Here is a 23,423-nt window from a genome sequence, read left to right on the forward strand (position 1 = left end):
AAGGCGAACGAAAGGGCCCGGTGCGGATCTCCGCACCGGGCCCTTTCGTTCGCCTACAGGAGAGCGACTACGAGATGGGCTTGTCGTCGGTGGTCGCGCTGAGCGTGCCGGCCGTGGTGGACTCCTTGTCGATGCCCTCCTTGGCCTTGCGCTTCGCGTCACCCGAACCGCCCGCGGTGGTGCCCACGATCGGCGGCATCAGGCCGCCGCCGGAGGCGCGCTTCTTGTTCCACACGTCGAACAGGACCGCGGCGAGCACGACCAGACCGAGGATGATCTGGACCGTGTCGGTCGCGATGCCGAGGACCTGCATGCCCTGACGCAGGACACCCATGACCAGACCACCGATGACCGCACCGATGATGGTGCCGACGCCGCCGGTGACCGAGGCGCCGCCGATGAACGCGGCGGCGATGGCGTCGAGCTCGAACGCGTTGCCCGCGCCCGGCGTGGCCGCGTGCAGGCGGGCGGTCACGATGACGCCGGCCAGGCCGGCCAGCGCGCCCATGATCACGAACACCCAGAAGGTGGTCTGCTTGGTCTTGACGCCCGAGAGCATCGCGGCCTTCTCGTTCCCGCCGCCCGCGTAGACGTGGCGGCCGAACACGGTGCGGTTCGCGATGAACGTGAACAGCAGGACCAGGCCCAGCAGGATCCAGCCGATGATCGGCAGGCCCTTGTAGGAGTAGAACGTGTAGGCGGCGGCGATCATGACCGCCGCGATCGCCAGGGTCTTGACCAGCCACGCGGTCTGCGAGGAGGCGGCGATACCGGCCTTCACCTGGCGGTTGCGGCTGCGCACCGAGAAGAACACGAACAGGGCCGCGCCCAGGATGCCGACCGCGAGCGTCGGCACCTGGAGGTCCACACCGAGGAAGTGGTAGCCGGAGGCCAGCTCGTTGAAGGTGCCGGTGGTGCCCTTGGTCTCCGCGTCCAGGACCTTCAGGGTCAGGCCGCGGAAGATGAGCATGCCGGCCAGCGTCACGATGAACGCGGGGATGCGCACATAGGCGATCCAGAACGCCTGCCAGACGCCGATGGCGGCGCCCAGGCCCACGGCGAAGAGCACCGCGGAGTACCAGGGCCAGTCCCAGTCGGAGAGCGCGGTCGCCGACATGGCGCCGCAGAACGCGAGGACCGAACCGACCGACAGGTCGATGTGGCCGTTCACGATCACCAGCATCATCCCGATCGCGAGGATCAGGATGTACGAGTTCTGCAGGATCACGTTCGTGATGTTCAGCGGCGTGATGAAGTTCTCGTCCTGGAGGCTCACGTTGAGCACCTGGAAGAGGATCATGATCAGCACCAGGGCGATGATCATGCCGTAGGCGCGCAGGTTGATGTTGCGCACTGCCGAGATCAGGCTCGGCCGGGTCTTGGTCGGGACGGTGGTCATTGGCGCAGCTCTTCTCCCCCGCTGGCGGTCTCAAGGGTCATGAGACGCATCAGCTCTTCCTGTGTCGCATTGGCCCGGTCTACCTGACCGGTGATGTGCCCGGCGCTCATCGCGTAGATGCGGTCGCACATGCCGAGCAGCTCGGGCAGTTCGGAGGAGATCATGAGGACCCCCTTGCCCTGGTCGACCAGCTTGTGGATCAGCTCGTAGATCTCGTACTTGGCGCCGACGTCGATGCCTCGCGTCGGCTCGTCGAGGATGAGCAGCTCGGGTTCGGTGAAGACCCACTTCCCGAGCACGACCTTCTGCTGGTTGCCGCCGGAGAGGTTCCCGGCGAGCGAGTAGACCGACGGGGCCTTGACGCCGAACTCGGTGCGCAGGCGCTCCGAGACCGAGTTGACCTTGTCCTGGTCCACGACGCCCCGCTTTGACAGCTTGTCCAGGCCGGGCAGGGTCAGGTTCTGGCGCAGGTCGTATTCGAGGTGCAGGCCGTAGTGCTTGCGGTCCTCGGTGGCGTACGCCAGGCCGGCGTCGATCGCCTCGGGGACGTTGCGCAGGTGCAGCCGCTTGCCGTCCATGACGGCCTCGCCCGAGATGTTCGAGCCCCAGCTGCGGCCGAAGACGCTCATCGCGAACTCGGTGCGCCCGGCGCCCATGAGCCCGGCCAGGCCGACGATCTCGCCGCGGGCGACCTCGATGTTCGCCCGGTTGACGATGACGCGCTCGCGCTGCTCCGGGTGGTAGACCGTCCAGTCGTTGACCTCGAAGAAGACCTTGCCGATCTTCGGCTCGTGCGGCGGGTACAGGTGCTCGAGGTCGCGGCCGACCATCGATTTGATGAGCCGGTCCTCGTTGACGGCGTCCTTCTCCGTCTCGAGGGTCTCGATCGACTTGCCGTCGCGCAGCACGGTGATGCGGTCGGCGACCGACAGGACCTCGCCCAGCTTGTGGGAGATGATGATGCTGGTGACGCCTTCCTCGCGGAGCTGGCGGAGCAGTTCCAGGAGGTTCTCGGAGTCGGAGTCGTTGAGGGCGGCGGTCGGCTCGTCCAGGATCAGGAGTTTGACCTCCTTGGACAGGGCCTTGGCGATCTCGACGAGCTGCTGCTTGCCGACGCCGATCTTCTCCACCAGCGTCGCCGGGTTGTCGTTGAGGCCGACCTGCTGCATGAGGCGCGCGGCCTCGGCGTTGGTGCGGTCCCAGGAGATGATCCCGCCGGTCTTGCGCTCGTTGCCGAGGAAGATGTTCTCGGCGATCGAGAGCTCGCCGACGAGGGCGAGTTCCTGGTGGATGATGACGACGCCGGTGGCCTCGGAGTCGCGGATGTTCTTGAAATGGGCGGGCTTGCCGTCGAACTCGATGTCGCCTTCGAAGTCGCCGTCGGCGTAGACGCCCGACAGGATCTTCATCAGCGTCGACTTGCCGGCGCCGTTCTCGCCGACGAGTGCGTGGATCGTGGCCCGCTTGACCCCCAAGTCGACCCCGGACAGTGCGAGCACGCCCGGGAACCGCTTGGTGATCCCCCGCATTCGGAGGATGTCTTCAGACATTGCTACGTCCTATTTGAAAAGAATGGACTGCTCTGGGGAGAGGTTCAGGGACGCCCACCATGGCGGGCAGGGCGTCCCTGAGTGAAAGGTCTTGCGGTGGACTACTAGGCCAGGTCTTCGGCGTCGATGTAGCCGGAGTCGACGACGATCTCCTGGTAGTTGTTCACGTCCACGCTGACCGGCTCGAGCAGGTAGGCGGGAACGACCTTCTGGCCGTTGTCGTAGGTCTCCTCGTCGTTGACCTCGGGCTCGTCCCCGTTGAGGACCGCGACCACCATGTCGACCGTGGTCGAGGCCAGCTCGCGCGTGTCCTTGTAGACGGTCATGGACTGGAGGCCCTCGATGATGTACTTGACCGACTCGACCTCGGCGTCCTGGCCGGTGATCACGGGCATCGTGGTGTAGCCGCTGCCCTGGAGCGAGGCGACGATGCCGCGGCTGATGCCGTCGTAAGGCGCGAGCACCGCGTCGACGATGGAGCCGTCGTTGTAGAAGTTGGACAGGATGTTGTCCATGCGCTCCTGCGCGACGGCGCCGTCCCAGTTCTCGGTGGCGATCTGCTCGAGCGTGGTCTGGCCGGACTTCACGACGAGCTTGCCCTCGGTGACGTAGGGCTCGAGAACCGCCCAGGCGCCGTTGAAGAAGTACTGGGTGTTGTTATCGGTCAACGCCCCGGCGAACAGCTCGATGTTGAACGGACCGGCCGCGTTGGCGAGGTCGAGTGCCTCGACGATGTAGGTGCCCTGCAGGGTACCGACCTTGGTGTTGTCGAACGACGCGTAGTAGTCGACGTCCGGCGTGTCGAGGATGAGGCGGTCGTAGGCGATGACCGTGATGTCCTGGCCCTTGGCCTGGGCCAGCACGCCGCTGAGCGACTTGTTGTCGATCGCAGCGATGACCAGCACGTTCACGTTCTGACCGACCATGGTCTCGATCTGGCTCACCTGGTCGGCGGCCACGTCGTTCGCGTACTGGAGGGTGACCTCGTAACCGGCCTCTTCGAAAGAGGTCTTGAGGTTGTCACCGTCCAGGATCCAGCGCTCGGAGGTCTTCGTGGGCATCGCGATGCCGACCTTCTTGCCACCCGAGCCGTCACCGCCGCCGTCTTCAGAGGCGCAGGCGGATGCAACCATGGCGACCGCGGCCGCGCCGATGGTTCCGGTCATCAGATGACGTCGATTGACGTTCATTAGTACTCCTTCGTACCGGGCGGTGTCGGTGCATGACCGGCGACGCCCTGGGGTCAAGACGGATTCGATAGTTCAACGTTTTTCCACAACCGTCAACAGCGGATGCGTCTCGTGTCCGAATCGTTGCTTTCCAAGGTCGACGAATTCCGACACTCGGTTCTCTCAGTGCACATCGAACTCTGCGCACCCCAACGAGAATAACTGTGTGCACTGAACTCCTCACCCGATCGTCCCACATACCTACGGCCCACTACCACTCGACCGTTCGGATGGGATAGCCTCACATTTGGTGCCAAATCACGACACCGAACAGCGGACCCCCCTGAGGAGGTGAGGATGTCGACCACCCAGAACATCGGCCCCGCAGCCGTCCACCGTTTACTGCACCGGGACGCGGTGTGCAGCGTCTTCAGCGGCACTGTCGCGACAGGCCCCACCGATCTGCTGTGCGTCACCGTCGCCCATGAGCGGGTCGACGGCTCCCGACGCGAAGTCTTCCTCGAATGGGCCGCGAAGCTCACCGGCCTCCCCGCCCACCCCCATCTGTCCCCCTGCACCGCCGTCGGGCTCACCGAGAACGGCCGCCCCTACCTGGCCGTCGGCACCGCCCGCCGCAGCCTCGCCGACCTCCTCGCCGAGCAGGGGCCCATGCCCGCCGGGCAGGTCCGCGCGCTCGGCGTCGCCCTGAGCGACGCCGTGGCCGTCTACCACCGCGCCGGCCTCATCCACGGCGCGATCCAGCCCTCCCACATCCTCGTCGGGACCGGGCACCACCTTCAGCTCACCGCCTACGACGTCACCGCCCCCGTCCTGGCGGCCCCCCTCCCCCCCACCCCCTACACCGCCCCTGAGCACCTCGACGCCGCAGTAGCGGGAGAGGTGGCCGCGAGCCCCTCCGGAGACGTCTACGCCCTCGCCACGGCCCTTTACGCGGCATTGGGAGGAAGGCTCCCATGGGTCCGGCACGCCCGCGAGGACGCCGCCGACCCGCTGCTACGCGCCGCGCCCGTCCCGCACGTCCCCGGCGTGGACGCCGAACTCACCGACATGATCGGCGCGGCCCTCAGCCCCGACCCCCGGCGCCGCCCCACCGCCGTCGACTTCCGCGAACAGCTCACCAGGCTCCAGCTCGACGGCCCGAAGGCCCAAGGCCTGCGGCCCGGCGCCGTGGCCGCGGGGCTCCTCCCCCGGCGCGGACTGCGGCCCGTCACCGTCGCGGTCTCGACCGAGCTCGCGCCCTACCGGCCCGGCCGCGAACGCGTCGGCCTGCGCCCGCGACTGCGCTCCATCGCCACGGCCACGGCCGGAGTCGCGCTGACGGGAGCGCTCCTCGGCGGCGCCGCACTGGCGACCTACGCGGCCACCAACCCCGAGAGCACCGGCACCGTGTGCTCCGACCCGAACGTGCTCGGCGGCCGAATCCACGAGCAGCTGGAGGACGGCCAGATCGTCGACAGCTGGTGCGCCGACGACGGCGACTACGTGGCCGCCACCGTGGACTACCCGGGCGGCTCCGGGGGCGACGGCGAGGGCGCGACCGAGCGCCGCGTGTGGCGGATCGAGGGCGAGAACCTCATCGCCGTCACCGACTGCGCAGACACGACGCTGCCGGCCGCCATCCTCGACTTCCTTGAATGCGCCTGAGCTTCCGTCATAACTGCCTCCTCTTCGGATTCCGGCCCTTCGCCGGGCATGGAGGCAATCGTGCAGGAGCGAACCTGAAGGGGACCTGAAGCCGCCTGAAGACGGCTTCAGGTCGAGGTCAATCCCGTTCGGGCTTGGGGAGGAACCCGCCGAACGCGGCCACGGACTTATCGGCGTAGGCGGAGGTGTCGCCGCGCTCCATCGGACCCTCCCAAGTTGTCGGCAGCGGCGCGTACTCGGGGAGGATGCGGCCCACGATGCGGTCCAAGGCCTCTTCGGCCTTCCCGACCCACAGGTGGCCGCCGTTCGCGATCTCCACCACCTCCGCCTGCGGCACGACCCCGAAGCGCTGCTTGGCCTCCGGGTACTGGAGGTAGTCGTCCTGCTCGGGAATGAGCGCCAGCAGCGGGCGGCCGTCCTCGGCCCACCGCTCCAGATCGTCCTCTTTGGAATACCGCAATGGCGGCGAGAGGAGCACCGCGCCCTCGACGCCCGGCTCCAGGCCGTACTTCAGCGTCAGGTCGGTGCCGAAGGACCAGCCGACCAGCCACACCCGCGGCAGCTCGGCGAACTCGGCGTACTCGACCGCGGCGGCCACGTCGAAGCGCTCGCCCACCCCGTGGTCGAACGCGCCCTGGCTCTTGCCCTGCTGGGATTCGGTGCCGCGGGTGTTGAACCGCAGCACCGCCATGTTCGCCAGCGCGGGGAGCCGCCAGGCGGCCTTGCGGAAGATGTGCGAGTCCATCATGCCGCCATGGGTGGGCAGCGGGTGGACGCACACGAGGGTCGCCTCGGGCTCGCGGTCGGCGGGCAGGGCGAGTTCGCCGACGAGTTCGAGCCCGTCGGCGGTTTGGAGCGTGAGCGCCTCGCGGTGGGCGGGGAGCATGCTCGCGGATCTGATGACGGTCACGCCGGAATTATCCCGCCCCGGGGTGCGGGAGCACCACCCGCTGTGTCGTACCACTCCCGAATCTGAGCAGGGGCGGGGCCGTTCGGCCCCGCCCCTGCTCAGATTCGGTTGCCGCTCAGCGCCATTGGCCGGGCCTGCGGCGTTCGCGCGCCTGCCAGCAGCCGGTGTGCCAGTGGCGGCGGTCGTCGCCGTCGCCGTCGTCGGCCCAGGCGACGACGTGCGGGGTGCCCGGCTGGATCTCGAGGTCGCAGCCGGGGCACCGGTAGTGCTTCTCGGCGTTGGAGCCGGGGATGCGGCGGACGCGGACGGGCCCGTTCGGACCGTCGATCAGGCTCGGGTCCTGGGCGCCCGACGTCGACCGCCGGGATTCGCTCTGGCGGCGGTTCTTGCGCGGCATGGTGCGGCCTTAAGCGCGGGCGGCGTCGTCTTGCCCGGCGTCGGTCGCCTTGGCGGCCTCCGCCTCGGCTGCTTCGCGTTCGACGCGCTCGTTCAGTCTCCTGACGTGCTTGTTCATTCCTCTGATGAGGAAGATCGTCACGACGACGAGGAAGACGGTCACGAACAGCCCGAGCGGCCCGGCCATCGCCTGGTCGCGCTCCGGTCCGAACTCTTGCTGCGCCAACTGCACGCTTGCCAGGATCTCCACAGCTCAACCGTATCGCGCGGGCCTACGCCTCCTGCAGCGCCGGAAGCCGCCAGTCGACCGGCTCACCGCCCTGCTCGGTGAGGAGCTGGTTGGCGCGGCTGAACGGCTTGGAACCGAAGAAGCCGCGGCGGGCGCTCAGCGGCGAGGGGTGCGGCGATTCGATCGCGGGGATGGGGCCGAGGAGGCTCTTGAGCTCGCGGGCGTTGTTGCCCCAGAGGATGGCGACGGCCGCGCCGCCGCGTTCGGCGAGGGCGCGGATGGCCTGCTCCGTGACCGCTTCCCAGCCCTTGCCCTTGTGCGAGGCGGGGGAGCCGGGGGCGACGCTGAGGGAGCGGTTGAGGAGCAGGACGCCCTGCTCGGCCCAGGGGGTGAGGTCGCCGTTGGCGGGGAGCGGGTAGCCGAGGTCGTCGCGGTACTCGTTGAAGATGTTGACCAGGCTCTTGGGGATGGGGCGCACGTCGGGGGCGACGGCGAAGGACAGGCCGATGGCGTGTCCGGGGGTCGGGTAGGGGTCCTGGCCGACGATGATGACCTTGACCTCGTCGAACGGCTGCTGGAAGGCGCGGAGGATGTGCTCGGCGGCGGGCAGGTAGGTGCGTCCGGCGGCGACTTCGGCGCGGAGGAACTCGCCCATCTTCGCCACGTCGTCGGCCACGGGGGCGAGGGCCTTGGCCCAGCCGGGCTCCATCAGTTCTTCAAGTGATTTCTGCATGGTTCAGATGCTAAGTCCCTCCACCGACACGAAATACCCCGCGTCGCGTAGGGCCGCAACGATTTCGGTCGCGTGTTCGGAACCGCGGGTCTCGATCGAGAGATCCACGGCGACTTCGCCGACGGACAGGCGCGGGTCGCTGCGCTGGTGGTAGACGTCGACGATGTTGCCGCCGTAGGCGCCCACGAGTTGGAGGATCGAGGCGAGGGCGCCGGGCCGGTCGGCGCAGCGGAGGTTGGCGCGCATGAAGCGGCCGGAGGCGCCGAGGCCGTGTTCGATGAGCCGCATGAGCAGCAGCGGGTCGATGTTGCCGCCGGAGAGGACGGCGACGGTGGGGGTCTCGTAGTCGATCGAGTAGTTCAGGAGCGCGGCGTAGGCGGTGGCGCCGGCGGGCTCGACGACGAGTTTGTTGCGTTCCAGGAGGGAGAGGAGGGCGCGGCTGATGTCCTCCTCGGTGACCGTGACGACTTCGTCCACAAGAGAGGCGACGTGGGCGAAGGGGACGTCGCCGGGGCGGCCGACCGCGATGCCGTCGGCGATGGTCTGCATCTTCTCGAGGCGCACGGGTCTTCCGGCGATGAGCGAGCCCGGGTAGGCGGCGGCGCCTTCGGCTTGGACGCCGATGATGCGGATCCCGGGTTTGAGCTGCTTCGCGGCGGCGGCGATGCCGGCGATGAGCCCGCCGCCGCCGACGGCGGTGACGATGGTGCTCGTCTCGGGCAGCTGGTCGAGGATCTCGAGGGCGATGGTGCCCTGACCGGCGACGATGTCGCGGTGGTCGAAGGGGTGGATGAGGGTCGCGCCGGTCTTTTCGGCGAAGCGGTGGGCGGATTCGAGGGCGTCGTCGACGGTGAGGCCGCCGAGGATGACTTCAGCGCCGTAGCCCTTGGTGGCGGCCACTTTCGGGAGCGGCGCGGATTCGGGCATGAAGACGGTGGAGCGGATGCCGAGGGTGGAGGCGGCGAGGGCGACGCCCTGGGCGTGGTTGCCGGCGGAGGCGGCGACGACGCCGCGGGCGCGTTCGGCCTCGGTGAGGTGGGAGACGCGCATGTAGGCGCCGCGGATCTTGAACGAACCGGCGCGCTGCAGGTTCTCGCATTTGAGATGGACGCCCTCGAGGACCGGGTCTCGGGAGGGCTCGAGGGGGGTGCGTCGCACGACCGCGGCGAGTTCTGCCGCTGCGGTGCGGACGTCGGCGAGTGTCACGAGTTCCGTCACGCCTCGATCGTAGTGCCCGGGGCGCGGCGGTCCCAGGACGCCGTTCACGGGCGGTTCCCGGTGTACCGCGCAATGGTATGAAAGCGATTACCATAGACCGATATGCCGACCTTGAACCCACTTGAGCGACTAGCGCGGGACATCGAAACCGCAGGTGGCACCCAGTGTGAATCCCCGTTCACGGCTTGCGGTCGCCCTTCGGAACACCTGGTGACCCGCGTTACCCCATGGACCTGGAAGGATTAAGCTACGAAGAGTCAGCCCTTAACCAAGAGGAAGCCTGCGCGACAGACTTCGTCTACCGCCCGTCCGCACACCGGCGCACCGCTCAGCAATCCATCCCCTTAGAACCCCCTGGAGTCAACGGTGACTGCTGTCACGCTGAAGAACGTCTCGAAGGTGTTCCCCGGCGATACCCTGGCCGTGGACACCTTGAGCATGGAGGTCAACCACGGCGAGTTCCTGGTCCTCCTCGGCCCGTCCGGCTGCGGCAAGTCCACTGTGCTCAGAATGGTCGCCGGCCTCGAGACCCCTTCCGACGGCGAGATCCTCCTCGACGGCGAGTACGCCAACGACCTCCCGCCGCGAGACCGCAACGCGGCCATGATCTTCCAGACCTTCGCGCTCTACCCGCACATGTCCGTCGCTGACAACATCGGGTTCCCCCTCAAGCTCGGCAAGCAGAACGGCGCCCAGTCCGTGCCCGACGCCGTGGGCGACATGGCCAGCGCCCTGGGCATCTCGGATCTCAAGGACCGCAAGCCGAACCAGCTCTCCGGCGGCCAGCAGCAGCGCGTCGCCATGGGCCGCGCCCTGGTGCGCCGCCCCAAGCTCTTCCTCATGGACGAGCCGCTCTCGAACCTCGACGTCGGCCTGCGCGCCGAGCTGCGCACCGAGATCTCCTCGCTGGTGCGCCGCAACGACGCGACGACGCTCTACGTGACGCACGACCAGACCGAGGCGCTCACGATGGCCGACCGGGTCGCCGTGATGCGCAAGGGGGTCCTGCAGGACGTCGGCACCCCGGACGAGGTGTACGAGCGCCCCGCGACGATGTACGTGGCCGCGTTCCTCGGCACGCCGCGCATGAACCTCCTGGAGGCGCGCGTCAACGTCTACCTCGACCGCTATGTGGCGCTCGACTTCGGCGAGCAGGAGCTGCGGCTGCCGTGGCACGACCTGCGAGGGCGGGCCGTGGCCCGCTACCACGGGGAGAACATCGTGGTCGGGATGCGGGCCGAGGCGCTCGCGCCGGTCGCGGACGGCCACCCGGGCCAGTCGATCCAGGGCCGGGTGCGCTTCTACGAGCACCACGGCCACGAGACGCTCGTGTTCCTCGACATCGGCGCGACGGCGGTCGTCCCTGACGGCATCGGCGACAAGCCGGACCTGGCGCGGGGCGGCTCGAAGCCGCGCCGTCGCCTCGGGGGGCTGTTCTCCGGTTTCGGCCAGGCGCCGGCCGAGCAGCGCGAGGCCGACACGGGGCCGATCCGCAAGCCCGCCGACCTGGTCTTCCGGCTGCCGCCGCACATCCCGGTCTCGGCCGGGCAGCCGATCACGGTCGCGGTGCACATGGACGCGCTGCACTACTTCGACAAGTACGGCAAGCGCATCGACGTCGGCTGGTCGGCACGGGCTTAGCCGAGACGAACGCCGCGGGGCCCCTCGGTCGAGGGGCCCCGCGGCGTTGTCCGGCGGTGTTCGTTACCCGAGGAACTTCTCTGCGTCGATGATCTTCACCGAGATCTCGATGTCCTTGGGGGTCTTGTAGGCGACGGTGTCGCCGACCCGGTGGCCGAGGATGGCCGAGCCCAGCGCGGAGTCCGGGCTGTAGACGGTGAGGTCCGTCGTCGCCGAGATCTCACGCGAGCCGAGGAGGAACTTCTCGGTGTCGTCGGGGTCGCCGTCGAAGGCGATCGTGACGACGGTGCCGATCTGGATCTCGTCGCTGTCCTTCGCCTCGCCCACCTTCGCGTTGCGCAGCAGGTCCTCGAGCTGGCGAATGCGCCCCTCCTGCTTGCCCTGCTCGTCGCGGGCGGCGTGGTAGCCGCCGTTCTCCTTGAGGTCGCCCTCCTCGCGGCGGGCGTTGATCTCGGCGGCCATGACAGGACGGTTCGCGATGAGCTCGTCCAGCTCGCCCTTGAGGCGGTCGAAGGCCTCCTGGGTCAGCCAAGTGCCCTGATTAGCGTCGGTAGCCATGTGTTCCATATCCTCCGAATAGTGCGATCCGTGCGATGAGGTCCTGCCTCTGAGTGAAAGTCATTGCGCCTGCGGGTACCGGCCCCGGATAGCGAAAGGCCCGCCGACCGAAACGCGGTGCGACGGGCTGAAATCAGTAGTTCAGTCCGCCTGCCAACACCTCAGGACTTCGCCGGTATTGGGCTGGCCCTCCACAGCGAGGGGGTAGGTCATCTCGACATGCGTCGCATCGTCTGCCGGGATCTCGACCTCGGCGTAGCCGATCTCGGCGCCGGCGAGGTCGCGGGAGCGGACGGCGCACGTGGCGCCTTCGCCGGCCGGCTTGTAGACCTCGAACATGACGGTGACCTGGCCGGGGACTGAGTCGTCGAAGCCGAGCAGGCGTTCGGAGACCTCGTTCTGGCCGTACAGTTCCGAGAGGCGCCAAGCGGCGACGAGCCCTGCCGCGACGACCCCGATCGTGAGGATCGCGGTCACCGCCGGGCGGCGGCGCTTCGGTTCGCGGCGCCGACCGTAGCGACCATCGGGAAAGGTCACGTCAGCCGTTTCCGGCACGCGTCCATCCGTGGTCTGCATCTCAGTCATTGCGTCGCTTTCCGTTCGCGAACAGCGGTTTCACCGCTTCGAGCCCTCGGTTGCGGGAACAACCGGGAAGTAATGATTATCGAGTATCGTTGCACAGAATGCCAGAGCCGACAACTACCGCAGTGCGCGAGTCGGTTCCAGTGCGCCGAGCCTTACCACTGAGAAGCACCCGCCAATGAGGTTGACCGACGTGACGAACCAAAGCAAGCTGCGCCTGATGTGCGTCCACGCCCACCCGGACGACGAGTCCAGCAAGGGCGCCGGCATGATGGCCCGCTACGTGCGCGAGGGCATTGAAGTCCTCGTGGTCACGTGCACCGGCGGCGAGCGCGGCGACGTGCTCAACCCGAAGATGGACCGCCCCGAGGTGCAGGAGAACCTTCCGCGGATCCGCAACGAGGAGATGGCCCGCGCCCGCGAGATCCTCGGGGTCGAGCAGCACTGGCTCGGTTTCACCGACTCGGGGCTCCCCGACGGCTGGCTCCCCGATTCGGGCACCGAGCTGCCCGAGGACGCCTTCTATCTGGTGCCGACCGAGGAGGCCGCCGCGCCGCTCGTGGAGATCATGCGCTCGTTCAAGCCGCACGTGGTCACCACCTATGACGAAGAGGGCGGCTACCCGCACCCCGACCACGTCAAGACCCACGAGGTCTCCGTCGCGGCCTTCGCCGCCGCCGGCGACCCCGACAAGTATCCGGATCGCGGCGAGCCGTGGCAGCCGCTGAAGCTGTACTACAACCACTCGTTCGGCAAGGCGCGCATCGAAGCCCTGCACTACGCGATGCTCGAGGCCGGACTCGAGTCGCCCTATAAGGACTGGATGGACGCGGGCGACTGGACCCGCGACAAGAGCGAGCGCGTCACTTCGCGAGTCGAGTGCGCCGAGTACTTCGACGTCCGCGACGAGGCGCTCAAGGCCCACGCGACGCAGGTCGACCCCGACGGGTTCTGGTTCGCCGTGCCGCGCGAGATCCAGCAGAAGGCTTGGCCCACTGAGGATTACGAACTCGTCGAGTCGCGCATCGAGTCGCGCCTGCCCGAGGACGACCTCTTCGCCGGACTCCGGTAACTCCACTTCACAACGGCCCCAGGGATTCCCTGGGGCCTCTTGTTCCACTTGAGACGAATGCGTCCTCGTTCGTCCCCGTCGAGGCGCCGGATCGTCGGGGTCCGCGCACCCTCAGTGAGGAAACAACTGTCGGGCTCCCGACACCACGGTGTATTTCCTCGGAAAGTGCGAGAACCTTGCTGCAAGCGCGCCCCCGCGGGTTACCGTGCCGGGAGAACCGGACCGAACCCGAGCAAGGGACGGATACGCGGAGGCGGGCGCAGAACGGAGGTGGACCCATGGTCAGTCGCGAAACAACACCGGCGCGTACCAAGTCGTTCGTCGGCAGTCTCCTCGTCGCCACTCCCACGCTGCAGGACCCCAACTTCGACCGCACGGTCGTCATCGGCGTCGGGCACGAATCCGACGGGGTGCTCGGCGTGGTCCTCAACCGCGCCACCGAGCGGAAGGTCGTCCACTACCTCGACCAGTGGGCCGATCTGGCGGGCCATCCCGCGGTGCTCTTCGAGGGCGGTCCGGTCCAGCCGGACGCCGCGATCGGGCTGGGCTGGAGGAAGGCCGACACGCCCTTCAACGACGCGTTCCGGCCGGTGCTGGGGCGGCTCGGCACGCTCGACCTCTCCCGGGACCCGGACGAGGTCGCGCCGCTCCTGGAGGGGATGCGGGTCTTCACCGGCTACGCAGGTTGGTCGCCGGGGCAGCTGGAGGACGAGATCGAGGCGGGCGCCTGGATGGTCTTCGACGCCCTCCCGGCCGACCCCTTCTCGGCCAACCCCGAAGAGCTGTGGGGCATGGTGTGGAAACGCCAGGGCGGCCTGCTCTCCGCGGTCGCGCAATTCCCCGCAGACCCCGCCATGAACTGAAGCGCACCTGCCGCGTATCAAATCGGCCGCCAGGCCATGAGAATGATGACCACGGTGTAGAAGACGAGATTCAGCCCCGAGAGCGCCAGCAAACGCCCCCGATGCTGTTCCAGCACTTCGCCGTCCATCACGCCGTGGGAGTCCTGGAGTTCCTTGCCGATGCGCGCGAGCACGCCCGGGATCACGGCCGCGCCGTTCACCACCGCGACCACGTACAGCGTCGAAGCGATGATGAGCCACGCGTCCGCGAACGAGTACCGGTCGCCGGTCACCGTCGCCAACGCCCCGAACAGCGCCGCGACGAGGGTGAACGCGTTGAACGCCATGCACCGGCGCCCCGCCTGGTGCACCCGGTCGCCGTCCCGCTCCCGCAGCGCGCGCTCGCCCAGCCACGGCATGAACATGGCCGGGCCGACGGTGATCACCACCAACAGCACGTGCAGGATCGACAACAGAGTGTGCATATCGCAATCTTACGGACAAAACACCCACGGCAGGCACCGAACACCGGGCAAGCAGAAAGGCCGGGCCCGAACGCTTTCGCGTCCGGGCCCGGCCCGTGCGTGGAGCTGCAGGGAATCGAACCCTGGTCCTCCGCTGCATCTGTGAGACTTCTCCGGGTGCAGTCCGCTTTGCCTTTTATCGAGCCCCACCGATCACGCGGACGAGACGGTGTGGCGGGCTCTAATCGCCGATAATCTCGGCCTTCGGTCCCAGCGATCAAGACGTCGGCCCAGCATCCTTAAATGATGCCGCGAACCCAGAGCGGATGCGCCCCTGGAGCGGCAACTTCACGGTCGCTTAAGCAGCGAGGGCGAAGTCAGTGCGTTTTGCGTTGGCACTTATTGGTTTCCAACGTTGGTTTACGAGACAGCGTTGGCTTCCTCGACCCGCTTCCCTCACCTCAACATACGGAGTCGAAACCGATCAGCCCCGAGACTTGGTTGAGTGAGTGTTTCACCCTGTTCAGTTGTGCCTTGCGATTCTAGCTCAGTCCAACCGGGCCGGGCCATCGGATATTCCCGGCTCACTTGCCGCCGCGTTTGGCGGCGCGACCCATGGCCTTCTCGATCTCGCGGTCGGACTCGCGCTTGGCGATGGCCTGGCGCTTGTCGTAGTTCTTCCGGCCCCGGGCGAGCCCGAGCTCCATCTTGGCGTAGCCGTTCAGGAAGTAGACCGAGAGCGGGACCAGCGTCAGACCGGCCTCGTCGAGCTTCGACTCGAGCTTGACGATCTCGCCGCGGTGCAGCAGGAGCTTGCGGATGCGCCGGGGCGGGTGGTTGGTCCACGTCCCGTAGTCGTACTCGGGGATGTGGAGGTTGTGGACGCGGGCCTCGCCGTTGTGGATCTCGGCGTACGCGTCGACGATGTTCCCCTTGCCCTGGCGCAAGGCCTTGACCTCGGTCCCGGACAGGACCATGCCGGCCTCGTAGGTGTCCAGGATCTCGTAGTCGTGGCGGGCCTTGCGGTTGGTGGTCACCACCGAGCGCTCGGGACCCGAGTGCTTGACCTTCTCCTGCTGCTTCTTGGACACGGAGCAAGCTTAACGATCGAACATGTGTCTGGCCACGCCAATTTACGGCTTCGCGAGCGGGCGCCGAGGGGAGCAATTGACCTTCGTTCGCTACCGGCATAGACAGCCGGGCAGATAGCCCACCGGATTCACACGCTGACCGTGGACCCGGACCTCGAAGTGCAGGTGCGGGCCGGTGCTGTCGCCGGTGCTGCCGACCGCGCCGATGCGCTCGTCGCGATCGACGCGTTCACCGGTGTTGACCCAGATGGCCGACTGGTGCGCGTAGCAGGTGGACACGCCGCCGCCGTGGCTGATGCACGTGAGCTGGCCGTACCCCGAACTCCATCCGGCGTAGACCACCTTGCCCGAGTCTGCGGCGTGGATCGTGGCGCCCGTCCCCGCAGCGAAGTCGGTGCCGCCGTGGAGACGGGTGGTGCCGTAGATCGGGTGGCGACGCCAGCCGAAGTCGGAGGACTTCCAGCCGTCGACCGGGACCACGAAGCCGCCCCCGCCGGAAGAGGAGCCGCCGCCCGAGTCGTCGTTGTCGTTGTCTTCATCGGCTTGGCGCAGCTGGTCGGCGAGGCGCTCGGACTCGGCCTCGAGGTCGTCGTACTCGGACTGGGCCTGGTCCTTGGCGTCCTCGGCGACCGCGAGGGCCGCCACGCGCCGCCCGACGAGCTGCTGCACGGCGGCCTCGGCGGCCTGGGCCTCGGTGAAGCGGGTCTCGGCCGCCGCCAGTGCCTCGGCGGCGGCGGCTTCGGCCGCGACGGCCTCGGACTCGGCGAGGGACGCGGTGTTCTCGGCGTTGGCGGCCTCGCGGCGGCTGAGCGTGACCTCTTCGACGGCGAGGTTCTTGCCCTCCATCATGAACTCGAGGTACGTCATACCGTCCACGGCGTGCTGCGGGTCCCCGGAGGCGAGGATCGCGTCCACGGTGAGCAGTTCGACCCCGCGATACGTGGCGGTGAACAGGGAGGCGCGGGCCTCCCGGGCGGACTCGACGGCCACCGCCGCGGCCTCGTGCTCCGCCTCGGCCGCCTCGAGCGCCTCGCGGGCGGCGACGGCCTCGCGCTCCGCCTGGGCCGCTTCGGCTTCGGCCGCGGCGACCCTTCCTTCGGCGACGTCCACGGCGTACTGGGCGCCGGGCAGCTCGGCCTCGGTCTCGGCGAGTTCCTGGCCCGCGGCGCGCACCTCGTCGGAGGCGTCCTCCAGCTGGGCGGCCATCTCGGCCTTCTCACGCTCCACGGCGTCGAGTTCGGACTGCGAGACGCCGAAAGCGGGACTGCTCGCGGTCCCTGCCAGGAGCAGGGCCGCGAGCAGCCATCCGATTCGCCTCATAGGCCCCGAATTTAGTCCATCTGCGACGGACATTCAGGAGATTCGGGACACCTGCCCCGAACCATGGAGGGTCAGACCTTGATGTTGAAGCGCAAGGTGATCCACGCCGTGATCGCGCTGATCACCGCCGAGATCCCGATGAGGATCGGCAGCAGGATGAGGATCGCCTGCATCTCGATCGGGGGCATGAGCTTGAACAGGTTCTCGAACTGGCCGTCGATGAGGAGGAACTTCCCGGCGATGAGCACACCGAAGGCGAAGATCGAGCCGATCACCGCGGCGAACACCGCTTCGAGCACGAACGGGGCCTGGACGAACCAGTTCGGGGCGCCGACCAGCTTCATGATGGCGACCTCGCGGCGCCGCGAGTACGCGGCGACCTGGATCGTGTTGGCCACCAGCATGAGCGCGGCCACGCCCTGCACGAGAGCGAGGACCAGGGTGAGCTTCTGCAGGCCGCCGAGGATGTCGAAGACCTGCTGCAGGATCTCGCGTTGGTTGGTGACCTGGTAGACGCCGGTCATCTCCTGGAACTCGGCGATGAGCTTCTTCGCGTCCGCGATGTCGACCATCTTGACGCGGAACGCCGACGGCAGGACCGTCTCGTCCACGGACTTCACCAGGTCGGGAGTATCCTCGAAGGTCTCCTGGAAGCGCTTGTAGGCGTCTTCCTTCGACTCGTACTTCACCTCGGCGACGTAATCACTGGCCCTGAGGGCCTCCTTGATCTGCTCGGTCGTCGCCTCGTCGATATCGCGTTCGAGGTAGACCACCACTTCGAGGTTGGTCTGGTAGTACTCCTCGATGACGTCGACCTGGTTGTACAGCAGCAGGGCCGCGCCGAGCATGCTCAACGAGACGGCCATGGTGATGATCATGGCGACGGTCATGGAGATGTTGCGCCACAGTCCGAGGAAGACCTCGGACATCACGTACTTCGCGCGCATGTGCTCTAAATCTGCCTTCCGCTTAGCCGTAGACGCCGCGAGCCTGGTCGCGGACGATCTGGCCGTTCTCGATCTCGATGACGCGACGGCGCATCTGGTTCACGATATTGGAGTCGTGGGTGACCATCAGGATGGTGGTGCCGGTCCGGCTGATCCGGTCGAGAAGACGCATGATCTCGATCGAGGTGTCGGGGTCAAGGTTACCGGTGGGCTCGTCGGCCAGCAGCAGGAGCGGCCGGTTGACGAAGGCGCGGGCCACGGCCACGCGCTGCTGCTCGCCACCGGAGAGCTCGTGCGGGTAGCGGTGCTCCTTGCCACCGAGGCCGACGAGTTCGAGCACCTCCGGGACGACCCGGCGGGCGACCGAACGCGGCTTGCCGATGACCTCGAGCGCGAACGCCACGTTCTCGGCGGCCGTGCGGTTCGGCAGCAGCCGGAAGTCCTGGAACACGCAGCCGATGCTGCGCCGGTAGGCCGGGACCTTCCAGCGGCGGAGCTTCGTCACGTCGACGTCCCCGACCTGGATCTTGCCCTTGTCCGGAACTTCTTCGCGAAGCAGGAGCTTGATCATCGTGGACTTCCCCGCACCGGTCGGGCCGATGAAGAAGACGAACTCTCCCTTGTCGATGAAGACGTTCACGTCCTCCACCGAGGGGCGGTTCGACCGGGGGTAGTGCTTGGTTACACCCTCAAGCTGAATCACGAGGCGGAGTCTATCCGCCGAACCGCAGAGCCGGTCGGGCGGCTCCAGTACAAGCGTGGCATATTTCGCAGTTTCAGCCTCATATGTCACGGCCATGCAAGGGTTACGACGTGATTTCAGCCGAACGGGGGAAGCCCATATGGTCAGGCGGCCCATGAACGCTCCGCAGAGCGTCACGGAACGGCCACGGACCGGTCCCATGCGGACACCGGACCGCGGTCTCCCCAAAGCGTGATCGACGACTCGGCGGGCGCTATTCGCTCTTCTCGCCGCTCTTGCGCCAGCGGATGCCGGCCTCCAGGAAGCCGTCGATGTTGCCGTCGTAGACGCCCTTGACGTCGGCGGTCTCGAAGCTGGTGCGGAGGTCCTTGACCATCTGGTACGGGTGCTCGACATAGGAGCGCATCTGGTCGCCCCACGAGGCCGTGGCCGAGCCGCGCAGCTCGTCGACCTTCGCCCGCTCCTCGTCCCGCTTGCGCTGGAGGAGCTTGGCCTTGAGGACGCCCATCGCGGTGGCCTTGTTCTGCAGCTGCGAGCGCTCGTTCTGGCAGGAGACGACGATGCCGGTCGGCAGGTGGGTCAGGCGCACGGCCGAGTCGGTGGTGTTGACGCCCTGCCCGCCGGGGCCGGAGGAGCGGTAGACGTCCACGCGGATCTCGTCCTCGGGGATGTCCTCGATCTCGTCGGTCTGCTCCAGGGCCGGGACGACCTCGACGGCCGCGAAGCCGGTCTGGCGGCGGCCCTGGTTGTCGTATTTGCTGATGCGCACCACGCGGTGGGTGCCCTGCTCGACCGAGAGGTGGCCGTAGGCGTACGGCCCGTTGACGGCGAACGTGGCCGAGCGGATGCCGGCCTCCTCGGCGTAGGAGATGTCGTACACCTCGGTGCCGAAGTTGTGGGCCTCGGACCAGCGCAGGTACATGCGCATGAGCTGCTCGGCGAAGTCGCAGGCGTCGGCCCCGCCGGCGCCGGAGCGGACCGTGAGGACGCAGTCGCGCTCGTCGTACTCGCCCGAGAGGAGGGTGCGGACCTCGAGCTCGTCCACGGCCTTGCGGATGGAGTCGAGCTCGGTCGTGGCCTCGGCTTCGGCGCCGGGGTCGGACTCGTCGTCGGCCAGCTCGAACATGATCGCGACGTCGTCCATGCGCTCATGGAGGGAGGCGAGCTTTTTGAGCTCGGCCTGGATATAGGACAGGCGGGAGGTGATCTTCTGCGCCTGCACCGTGTCGTCCCACAGGCCGGGGTCGGCGGCCGCGGCTTCGAGTTCGGCCAGCTCGCGGCGGAGCGCGGGCAGGTCGAGGACGGCCTCGACGCTGCTGAGCGTCGCCTTCAGTTCACGGAGATCGGAGGAAACATCGACACTGGTCACAACAGATCAGACTACGCCTGTATTCGGGCTCATACGAAACGGGACGCGAGCCCCCGCTGGGGCCGCGTCCCGTTCCGTGCTTGATCGTCTTTTCCCGGGTCAGCGCCCGGGCGTCTCGTTTCCTATCGCTTCTTCAGCCAGCTCAGCGCCGAACGGTGGTAGCCGATCGCGAATTCCATCGCGATGGCCGCGTTCGGGTCCTCGTCCGCGTAGTCCTTCGCAGCTGCACGGGCCTCTGCCAAGGCCTCCTGGTGCTGCTCGGTCGCGTCGGCGAACATCTCCTCGGCGGTGTCCTTGGAGAGGTAGTCGAGGAAGGCCGTGCGCAGCGCGACGGGGTCGCGCAGCTGGCCGATTCGGGCCGGCTCATTGAGCCAGCGGGTGAACGCCCGCTTGCCGTTGGCGCTGATCGTGTAGGGCACCGAGGCTCGGGGCCCCGGCTTCCCCACACGGACGAGTCCGCCTTCGGCGAGAGCCGGGAGTTCGCGGTAGACCTGCGAACGCGTCATGGTCCAGTACGGACCGAGGCGACGGGTCGCCTCCGCCATGAGTTGTCCGCCGGTCATCGGTCCTTCGTGCAGCAAGCCCAGCAATGCTGCTGAGGTTGCGTTGAGTTCTTTTCCTGCCATGCCCGACAGGATGCCATGTGGATGCCCTCATGACAAGTGGACAGCTCCAATGTGTCGATAGACCGTTACCGATACTTGATTGGATGGGATCACTGAATACGCTGCAAGCCTTGCGAATCGGTTGGACTCGTCGTCTGGATTGCAACGCCTGTTGGGAGAATTCCAATCATGTGATCCCGATCGCCCCCTTGGGTTGCGATGACGCGGGGTTGCCCGGCGGTCACGGATCATTATCGACTGTCGCGATCGCTTTCAGTTGTCGGGCATGGGCGAACCGATGAGATCGGATCCGGGCGAGTTGTCGCCGGAACCGCCCTCAGTGGAGCCATCGTCCTCGCCCTCCGATTCGGACATTTCATCCGATTCTTGGCCAGGTGATGCGCTTTCGGCGTCCGGCCCTTGAGGAGTCGTGAATTCCTCGCTCGGCGTGGCGTCCGCTTCAGGGCTCGGTTCCGTTGGCTCGCCGGAGGTTTCAGCCTCAGCGGACGCGGAGGTGGTGACGTCTTCGGACGGATCGGCCACATCGTCCCCATTCAGGAGATCGGGGCGCGATATCACCAGAAAGGCATAGATCGCGGCGAAGACGACGAAGCATCCGGCGGTGACGAGACCGATGACCCAGCCGCGCCCGAGGCGCTCGGAACCGCCGTAGACCTCACCGCGTTCGTCACCGGCTGCGCCGCCTTCGGCTGACGGGGCCGTGAGCATCGCGCCGAGCGCGACGGGCTCGATCTCGGGGGCGTGGGGCGTGACGGGGTCGTACGTGAACGTCGCGGTGGCGTCCCGCTCCTTCATCTGCGGCGCGACGGGCGCGGTCGCCTGGTTCGACAGGCGCGGCGCGAGACGGCGCAGCTCGGCGGCGACGGCGTCGAGCTCGCCGCGGGCGCGCGGGTCCAGGGCGAGGAGCATCTCGACCACTCGCCACAGCTCGGCGTCCACGACGGCCGGCCTGACCGGGATCTGCGACATGTGGCGTTCGACCACATCGGTGATCGAACCGCCACGGTAGGCGCTGTGCGCGGTGAGGGCCTCATAGAGGACGAGCCCGAGCGCGTAGTTGTCCACACCGGTGCTCGCCGAGTCGCCCGAGGCGACCTCGGGCGCGATGTACTCGGGCGTGCCGTGGGAAGGCGCGGTCTTCGATGCGGCGGCGCGGGCGATGCCGAAGTCGATGAACTTCAGGCCCTCCTGCCCGGCGAGCATGAGGTTCCCGGGCTTGACGTCGCCGTGGCGGTAGCCGGCCCTGTGGATCGCCGCGAGCGTCTCGGCGGCACTCGCGCAGCGGCGGGCGGCCTCCGCGGCGGAGAGGGGCCCGTGGACGCGCAGGTGCTCGCGCAGGTCGAGTCCCTCGATAAATTCGAGGACGACCGCGCACACGGTGTCGGTGACGATGAAGTCCTTCACGGACACCACGCCAGGGTGGTCAAGGGTGCGCAGGATGCCGGCCTCGGCGCGGAAGCTCTCGAAGATGTCGCTCTCGCCGCGCAGCTCGGGGCGGAGGATCTTGACGGCCACATGCTCCCCGGTGACCTGGTCGAGGCCGCGCCAGACGACGCCGACCGCGCCGCGGGCGATCTCGTGCTCCAGGACGTACCGGTCGGCCAGAACCGTCTGCATGGGTGCTCCTAGTGGGCTGGCGAAGCGAGCAGGGTCCACTGTAAAGGCGGTGTCGTCCCAGCTCAGCCCAGGAGTCCTAGGGTGGCACGAACCGGGGATAAAGCGCGTCTCGGGCGAGCGCGGGCGCACCGGGATCAACGGTCGCATGCTGTGAGTGGCGGGACACTACACTTGCGCCCATGTCCCTCGAACGGCCAAGCTTTGAACAGACAGCCGAATCCCGGTGCGGAACCAGTGGTGATCACCTGTGACCGAATTGCGTTGGCGCTACGGCGCCGCCACCGACGTGGGCAAAGTCCGCGACCTGAATGAGGACTCCCATCTCGCGTCGCGGCGGCTGCTCGCGGTCGCCGACGGCGTCGGCGGCGCGGCCGCCGGCGAAGTCGCCAGCGGGGTCACCATCGCGGAGGTGACGCGGCTCGCGCGCCGCTCCCCCGTCGAGGCCAGCGCCGAGCTCGGCGCCGTGGTCGAGGCCGCGCGCGACCGGATCCGGGCGGCGGTGGCGGAGAATCCCGAGTCGGAGGGCATGGCGACGACGCTCACCGGACTCTGGCTGGGCGACAACGCCGTCGACATCGTCCATATCGGAGATTCCCGGGCGTACCAGGTGCGCGGCGAGGACTTCGTGCAGGTCACGGTCGACGACTCCTACGTCCAGCACCTCGTCGACGAAGGCGCGATCACCCCGGCCGAGGCCCAGGACCACCCGTACAAGTCGGTGGTCACCCGCGTGCTCCAGGCCAACCCCGCCCCCGCGCACTTCGAGACCCGCCCGGCCCAGATCGGCGACCGGTACATGCTGTGCTCCGACGGGCTCAGCGACGTCGTCGACGACACCATGATCGAGAACGTGCTGCGCGACTTCACCGACCCGCAGGGCGCGGCGGACGAACTCGTCCGCCTCGCGCTCGAAGGCGGCGGGCCCGACAACGTCACCGTGGTCGTCGGCGACGTCGCCGAGCACAAGACCGTCCGGCGCTGGCCATGGGTGGTCGCCGCGATCGGCATCGTGCTGGTGATCGCGGCGATCGTCGTGGCGCTGGCCCTCAGAGGCTAAGTGGCACAAGGGCTTTACGCGCGGGTGCGCACGTGGGTAGTGCCGTCGCCCGGGTAGGTGAGCGTCAGCGTGTCGGCGTTCTCGTCGTACTCGAGCCCGACCTCGATCTCGTCGCCGTCCTCGGCGGCGGTCCCGGTGAAGCGGTGCGGGTCACCGTCACCGAAGAAGACCGCTCCCTCGAACGCGCCTTCTGGCTCGCGAAGGACGACAGCGAAGCGGTCCAGTTTCGTTGAGTGGATCTTCTTAAAGCGGTGCCTGTCCACAT

24 protein-coding genes and 1 other RNA gene are annotated in these 23,423 nt (G+C 67.8%); 5 read left to right on the top strand and 20 right to left on the bottom strand.

Annotation, left to right across the window (positions count from 1 at the left end; genetic code table 11):
* Positions 1 to 67: 67 nt before the first annotated feature.
* The 3 genes from mmsB to chvE all read right to left on the bottom strand — a co-directional run bounded on the left by mmsB (position 68) and on the right by chvE (position 4,139).
* Positions 68 to 1,399 (bottom strand): multiple monosaccharide ABC transporter permease, encoded by a 1,332-nt coding sequence (gene mmsB / locus ACFO8M_RS06315; protein ID WP_387972092.1) that lies wholly within the window; start codon positions 1,397 to 1,399, stop codon positions 68 to 70.
* On the bottom strand, positions 1,396 to 2,949 hold the full coding sequence (mmsA, locus tag ACFO8M_RS06320; RefSeq protein ID WP_387972095.1) for a multiple monosaccharide ABC transporter ATP-binding protein: 1,554 nt from the start codon (positions 2,947 to 2,949) through the stop codon (positions 1,396 to 1,398). The genes mmsB and mmsA overlap by 4 nt, the downstream gene beginning before the upstream one ends.
* A 104-nt stretch (positions 2,950 to 3,053) precedes the next feature.
* Positions 3,054 to 4,139, bottom strand: coding sequence for a multiple monosaccharide ABC transporter substrate-binding protein (gene chvE / locus ACFO8M_RS06325; RefSeq protein ID WP_387972098.1), 1,086 nt, complete (start codon positions 4,137 to 4,139; stop codon positions 3,054 to 3,056).
* Positions 4,140 to 4,475: 336 nt separating this feature from the next.
* On the opposite strand from chvE, the gene ACFO8M_RS06330 reads away from it, so the two are divergent.
* A complete protein-coding gene (locus tag ACFO8M_RS06330) occupies positions 4,476 to 5,783 on the top strand; it encodes a protein kinase domain-containing protein (protein WP_387972101.1) in 1,308 nt (435 codons plus the stop codon).
* A 118-nt stretch (positions 5,784 to 5,901) separates the two neighbouring features.
* Here the strand turns inward: ACFO8M_RS06330 and ACFO8M_RS06335 are convergent, their stop codons facing one another.
* The 5 genes from ACFO8M_RS06335 to ilvA all read right to left on the bottom strand — a co-directional run bounded on the left by ACFO8M_RS06335 (position 5,902) and on the right by ilvA (position 9,269).
* Positions 5,902 to 6,669 (bottom strand): alpha/beta hydrolase, encoded by a 768-nt coding sequence (locus tag ACFO8M_RS06335; RefSeq protein ID WP_387972378.1) that lies wholly within the window; start codon positions 6,667 to 6,669, stop codon positions 5,902 to 5,904.
* 139 nt (positions 6,670 to 6,808) lie between these two features.
* Positions 6,809 to 7,090: a hypothetical protein gene (locus ACFO8M_RS06340; RefSeq protein WP_387972104.1), complete on the bottom strand. Its 282-nt coding sequence runs from the start codon at positions 7,088 to 7,090 to the stop codon at positions 6,809 to 6,811.
* A gap of 9 nt (positions 7,091 to 7,099) precedes the next feature.
* The gene (locus ACFO8M_RS06345) at positions 7,100 to 7,339 is read right to left on the bottom strand and encodes a hypothetical protein (protein WP_387972107.1); all 240 of its coding nucleotides are present in this window, start codon (positions 7,337 to 7,339) and stop codon (positions 7,100 to 7,102) included.
* A 22-nt stretch (positions 7,340 to 7,361) separates the two neighbouring features.
* Positions 7,362 to 8,051 (bottom strand): uracil-DNA glycosylase, encoded by a 690-nt coding sequence (locus ACFO8M_RS06350; RefSeq protein ID WP_387972110.1) that lies wholly within the window; start codon positions 8,049 to 8,051, stop codon positions 7,362 to 7,364.
* A gap of 3 nt (positions 8,052 to 8,054) precedes the next feature.
* On the bottom strand, positions 8,055 to 9,269 hold the full coding sequence (ilvA, locus tag ACFO8M_RS06355) for a threonine ammonia-lyase (protein ID WP_387972113.1): 1,215 nt from the start codon (positions 9,267 to 9,269) through the stop codon (positions 8,055 to 8,057).
* Between the two features lie 366 nt (positions 9,270 to 9,635).
* Here ilvA and ACFO8M_RS06360 point away from each other — a divergent pair, with 366 nt between their 5' ends.
* Entirely contained in the window at positions 9,636 to 10,910 is a 1,275-nt protein-coding gene (locus tag ACFO8M_RS06360; RefSeq protein WP_387972116.1) for an ABC transporter ATP-binding protein, read from the top strand.
* A 63-nt stretch (positions 10,911 to 10,973) separates the two neighbouring features.
* Here ACFO8M_RS06360 and greA read toward each other — a convergent pair whose 3' ends face one another.
* Both greA and ACFO8M_RS06370 read right to left on the bottom strand, forming a co-directional pair.
* Positions 10,974 to 11,468, bottom strand: a complete 495-nt coding sequence (greA, locus tag ACFO8M_RS06365) for a transcription elongation factor GreA (RefSeq protein ID WP_387972119.1) — start codon at positions 11,466 to 11,468, stop codon at positions 10,974 to 10,976.
* Between the two features lie 141 nt (positions 11,469 to 11,609).
* Positions 11,610 to 12,053, bottom strand: coding sequence for a DUF4307 domain-containing protein (locus tag ACFO8M_RS06370; protein WP_387972122.1), 444 nt, complete (start codon positions 12,051 to 12,053; stop codon positions 11,610 to 11,612).
* A 175-nt stretch (positions 12,054 to 12,228) separates the two neighbouring features.
* Here ACFO8M_RS06370 and mca point away from each other — a divergent pair, with 175 nt between their 5' ends.
* Positions 12,229 to 13,122 (top strand): mycothiol conjugate amidase Mca, encoded by an 894-nt coding sequence (gene mca / locus ACFO8M_RS06375; protein ID WP_387972125.1) that lies wholly within the window; start codon positions 12,229 to 12,231, stop codon positions 13,120 to 13,122.
* Between the two features lie 278 nt (positions 13,123 to 13,400).
* On the top strand, positions 13,401 to 13,985 hold the full coding sequence (locus ACFO8M_RS06380; protein ID WP_387972128.1) for a YqgE/AlgH family protein: 585 nt from the start codon (positions 13,401 to 13,403) through the stop codon (positions 13,983 to 13,985).
* A 17-nt stretch (positions 13,986 to 14,002) separates the two neighbouring features.
* Here the strand turns inward: ACFO8M_RS06380 and ACFO8M_RS06385 are convergent, their stop codons facing one another.
* The 9 genes from ACFO8M_RS06385 to ACFO8M_RS06425 all read right to left on the bottom strand — a co-directional run bounded on the left by ACFO8M_RS06385 (position 14,003) and on the right by ACFO8M_RS06425 (position 22,101).
* Positions 14,003 to 14,449 carry a DUF2269 family protein gene (locus tag ACFO8M_RS06385; RefSeq protein ID WP_387972131.1) on the bottom strand — a complete coding sequence of 149 codons (447 nt, stop codon included), beginning with the start codon at positions 14,447 to 14,449 and terminating at the stop codon, positions 14,003 to 14,005.
* A gap of 97 nt (positions 14,450 to 14,546) precedes the next feature.
* Positions 14,547 to 14,920, bottom strand: a transfer-messenger RNA (tmRNA) gene (gene ssrA / locus ACFO8M_RS06390).
* 92 nt (positions 14,921 to 15,012) lie between these two features.
* Positions 15,013 to 15,519, bottom strand: a complete 507-nt coding sequence (smpB, locus tag ACFO8M_RS06395) for an SsrA-binding protein SmpB (protein ID WP_387972134.1) — start codon at positions 15,517 to 15,519, stop codon at positions 15,013 to 15,015.
* A gap of 90 nt (positions 15,520 to 15,609) precedes the next feature.
* On the bottom strand, positions 15,610 to 16,839 hold the full coding sequence (locus ACFO8M_RS06400) for a M23 family metallopeptidase (RefSeq protein ID WP_387972137.1): 1,230 nt from the start codon (positions 16,837 to 16,839) through the stop codon (positions 15,610 to 15,612).
* A gap of 71 nt (positions 16,840 to 16,910) precedes the next feature.
* Positions 16,911 to 17,786, bottom strand: a complete 876-nt coding sequence (gene ftsX / locus ACFO8M_RS06405) for a permease-like cell division protein FtsX (RefSeq protein ID WP_387972139.1) — start codon at positions 17,784 to 17,786, stop codon at positions 16,911 to 16,913.
* A gap of 22 nt (positions 17,787 to 17,808) precedes the next feature.
* Positions 17,809 to 18,489 carry a cell division ATP-binding protein FtsE gene (ftsE, locus tag ACFO8M_RS06410; protein WP_387972142.1) on the bottom strand — a complete coding sequence of 227 codons (681 nt, stop codon included), beginning with the start codon at positions 18,487 to 18,489 and terminating at the stop codon, positions 17,809 to 17,811.
* Between the two features lie 253 nt (positions 18,490 to 18,742).
* Complete coding sequence (gene prfB / locus ACFO8M_RS06415) at positions 18,743 to 19,858, bottom strand: peptide chain release factor 2 (protein WP_387972145.1); 1,116 nt, start codon at positions 19,856 to 19,858, stop codon at positions 18,743 to 18,745.
* Positions 19,859 to 19,980: 122 nt separating this feature from the next.
* The gene (locus ACFO8M_RS06420; protein ID WP_030155315.1) at positions 19,981 to 20,484 is read right to left on the bottom strand and encodes a PadR family transcriptional regulator; all 504 of its coding nucleotides are present in this window, start codon (positions 20,482 to 20,484) and stop codon (positions 19,981 to 19,983) included.
* Positions 20,485 to 20,736: 252 nt separating this feature from the next.
* Entirely contained in the window at positions 20,737 to 22,101 is a 1,365-nt protein-coding gene (locus ACFO8M_RS06425) for a serine/threonine-protein kinase (RefSeq protein WP_387972150.1), read from the bottom strand.
* A gap of 247 nt (positions 22,102 to 22,348) precedes the next feature.
* On the opposite strand from ACFO8M_RS06425, the gene ACFO8M_RS06430 reads away from it, so the two are divergent.
* Positions 22,349 to 23,158, top strand: a complete 810-nt coding sequence (locus ACFO8M_RS06430) for a PP2C family protein-serine/threonine phosphatase (protein WP_387972153.1) — start codon at positions 22,349 to 22,351, stop codon at positions 23,156 to 23,158.
* 14 nt (positions 23,159 to 23,172) lie between these two features.
* Here ACFO8M_RS06430 and ACFO8M_RS06435 read toward each other — a convergent pair whose 3' ends face one another.
* Positions 23,173 to 23,421 carry a hypothetical protein gene (locus ACFO8M_RS06435; RefSeq protein WP_387972155.1) on the bottom strand — a complete coding sequence of 83 codons (249 nt, stop codon included), beginning with the start codon at positions 23,419 to 23,421 and terminating at the stop codon, positions 23,173 to 23,175.
* Positions 23,422 to 23,423: the final 2 nt, after the last annotated feature.

This window comes from Glycomyces rhizosphaerae, from assembly GCF_042647865.1.
Classification (GTDB): domain Bacteria; phylum Actinomycetota; class Actinomycetes; order Mycobacteriales; family Micromonosporaceae; genus Glycomyces; species Glycomyces rhizosphaerae.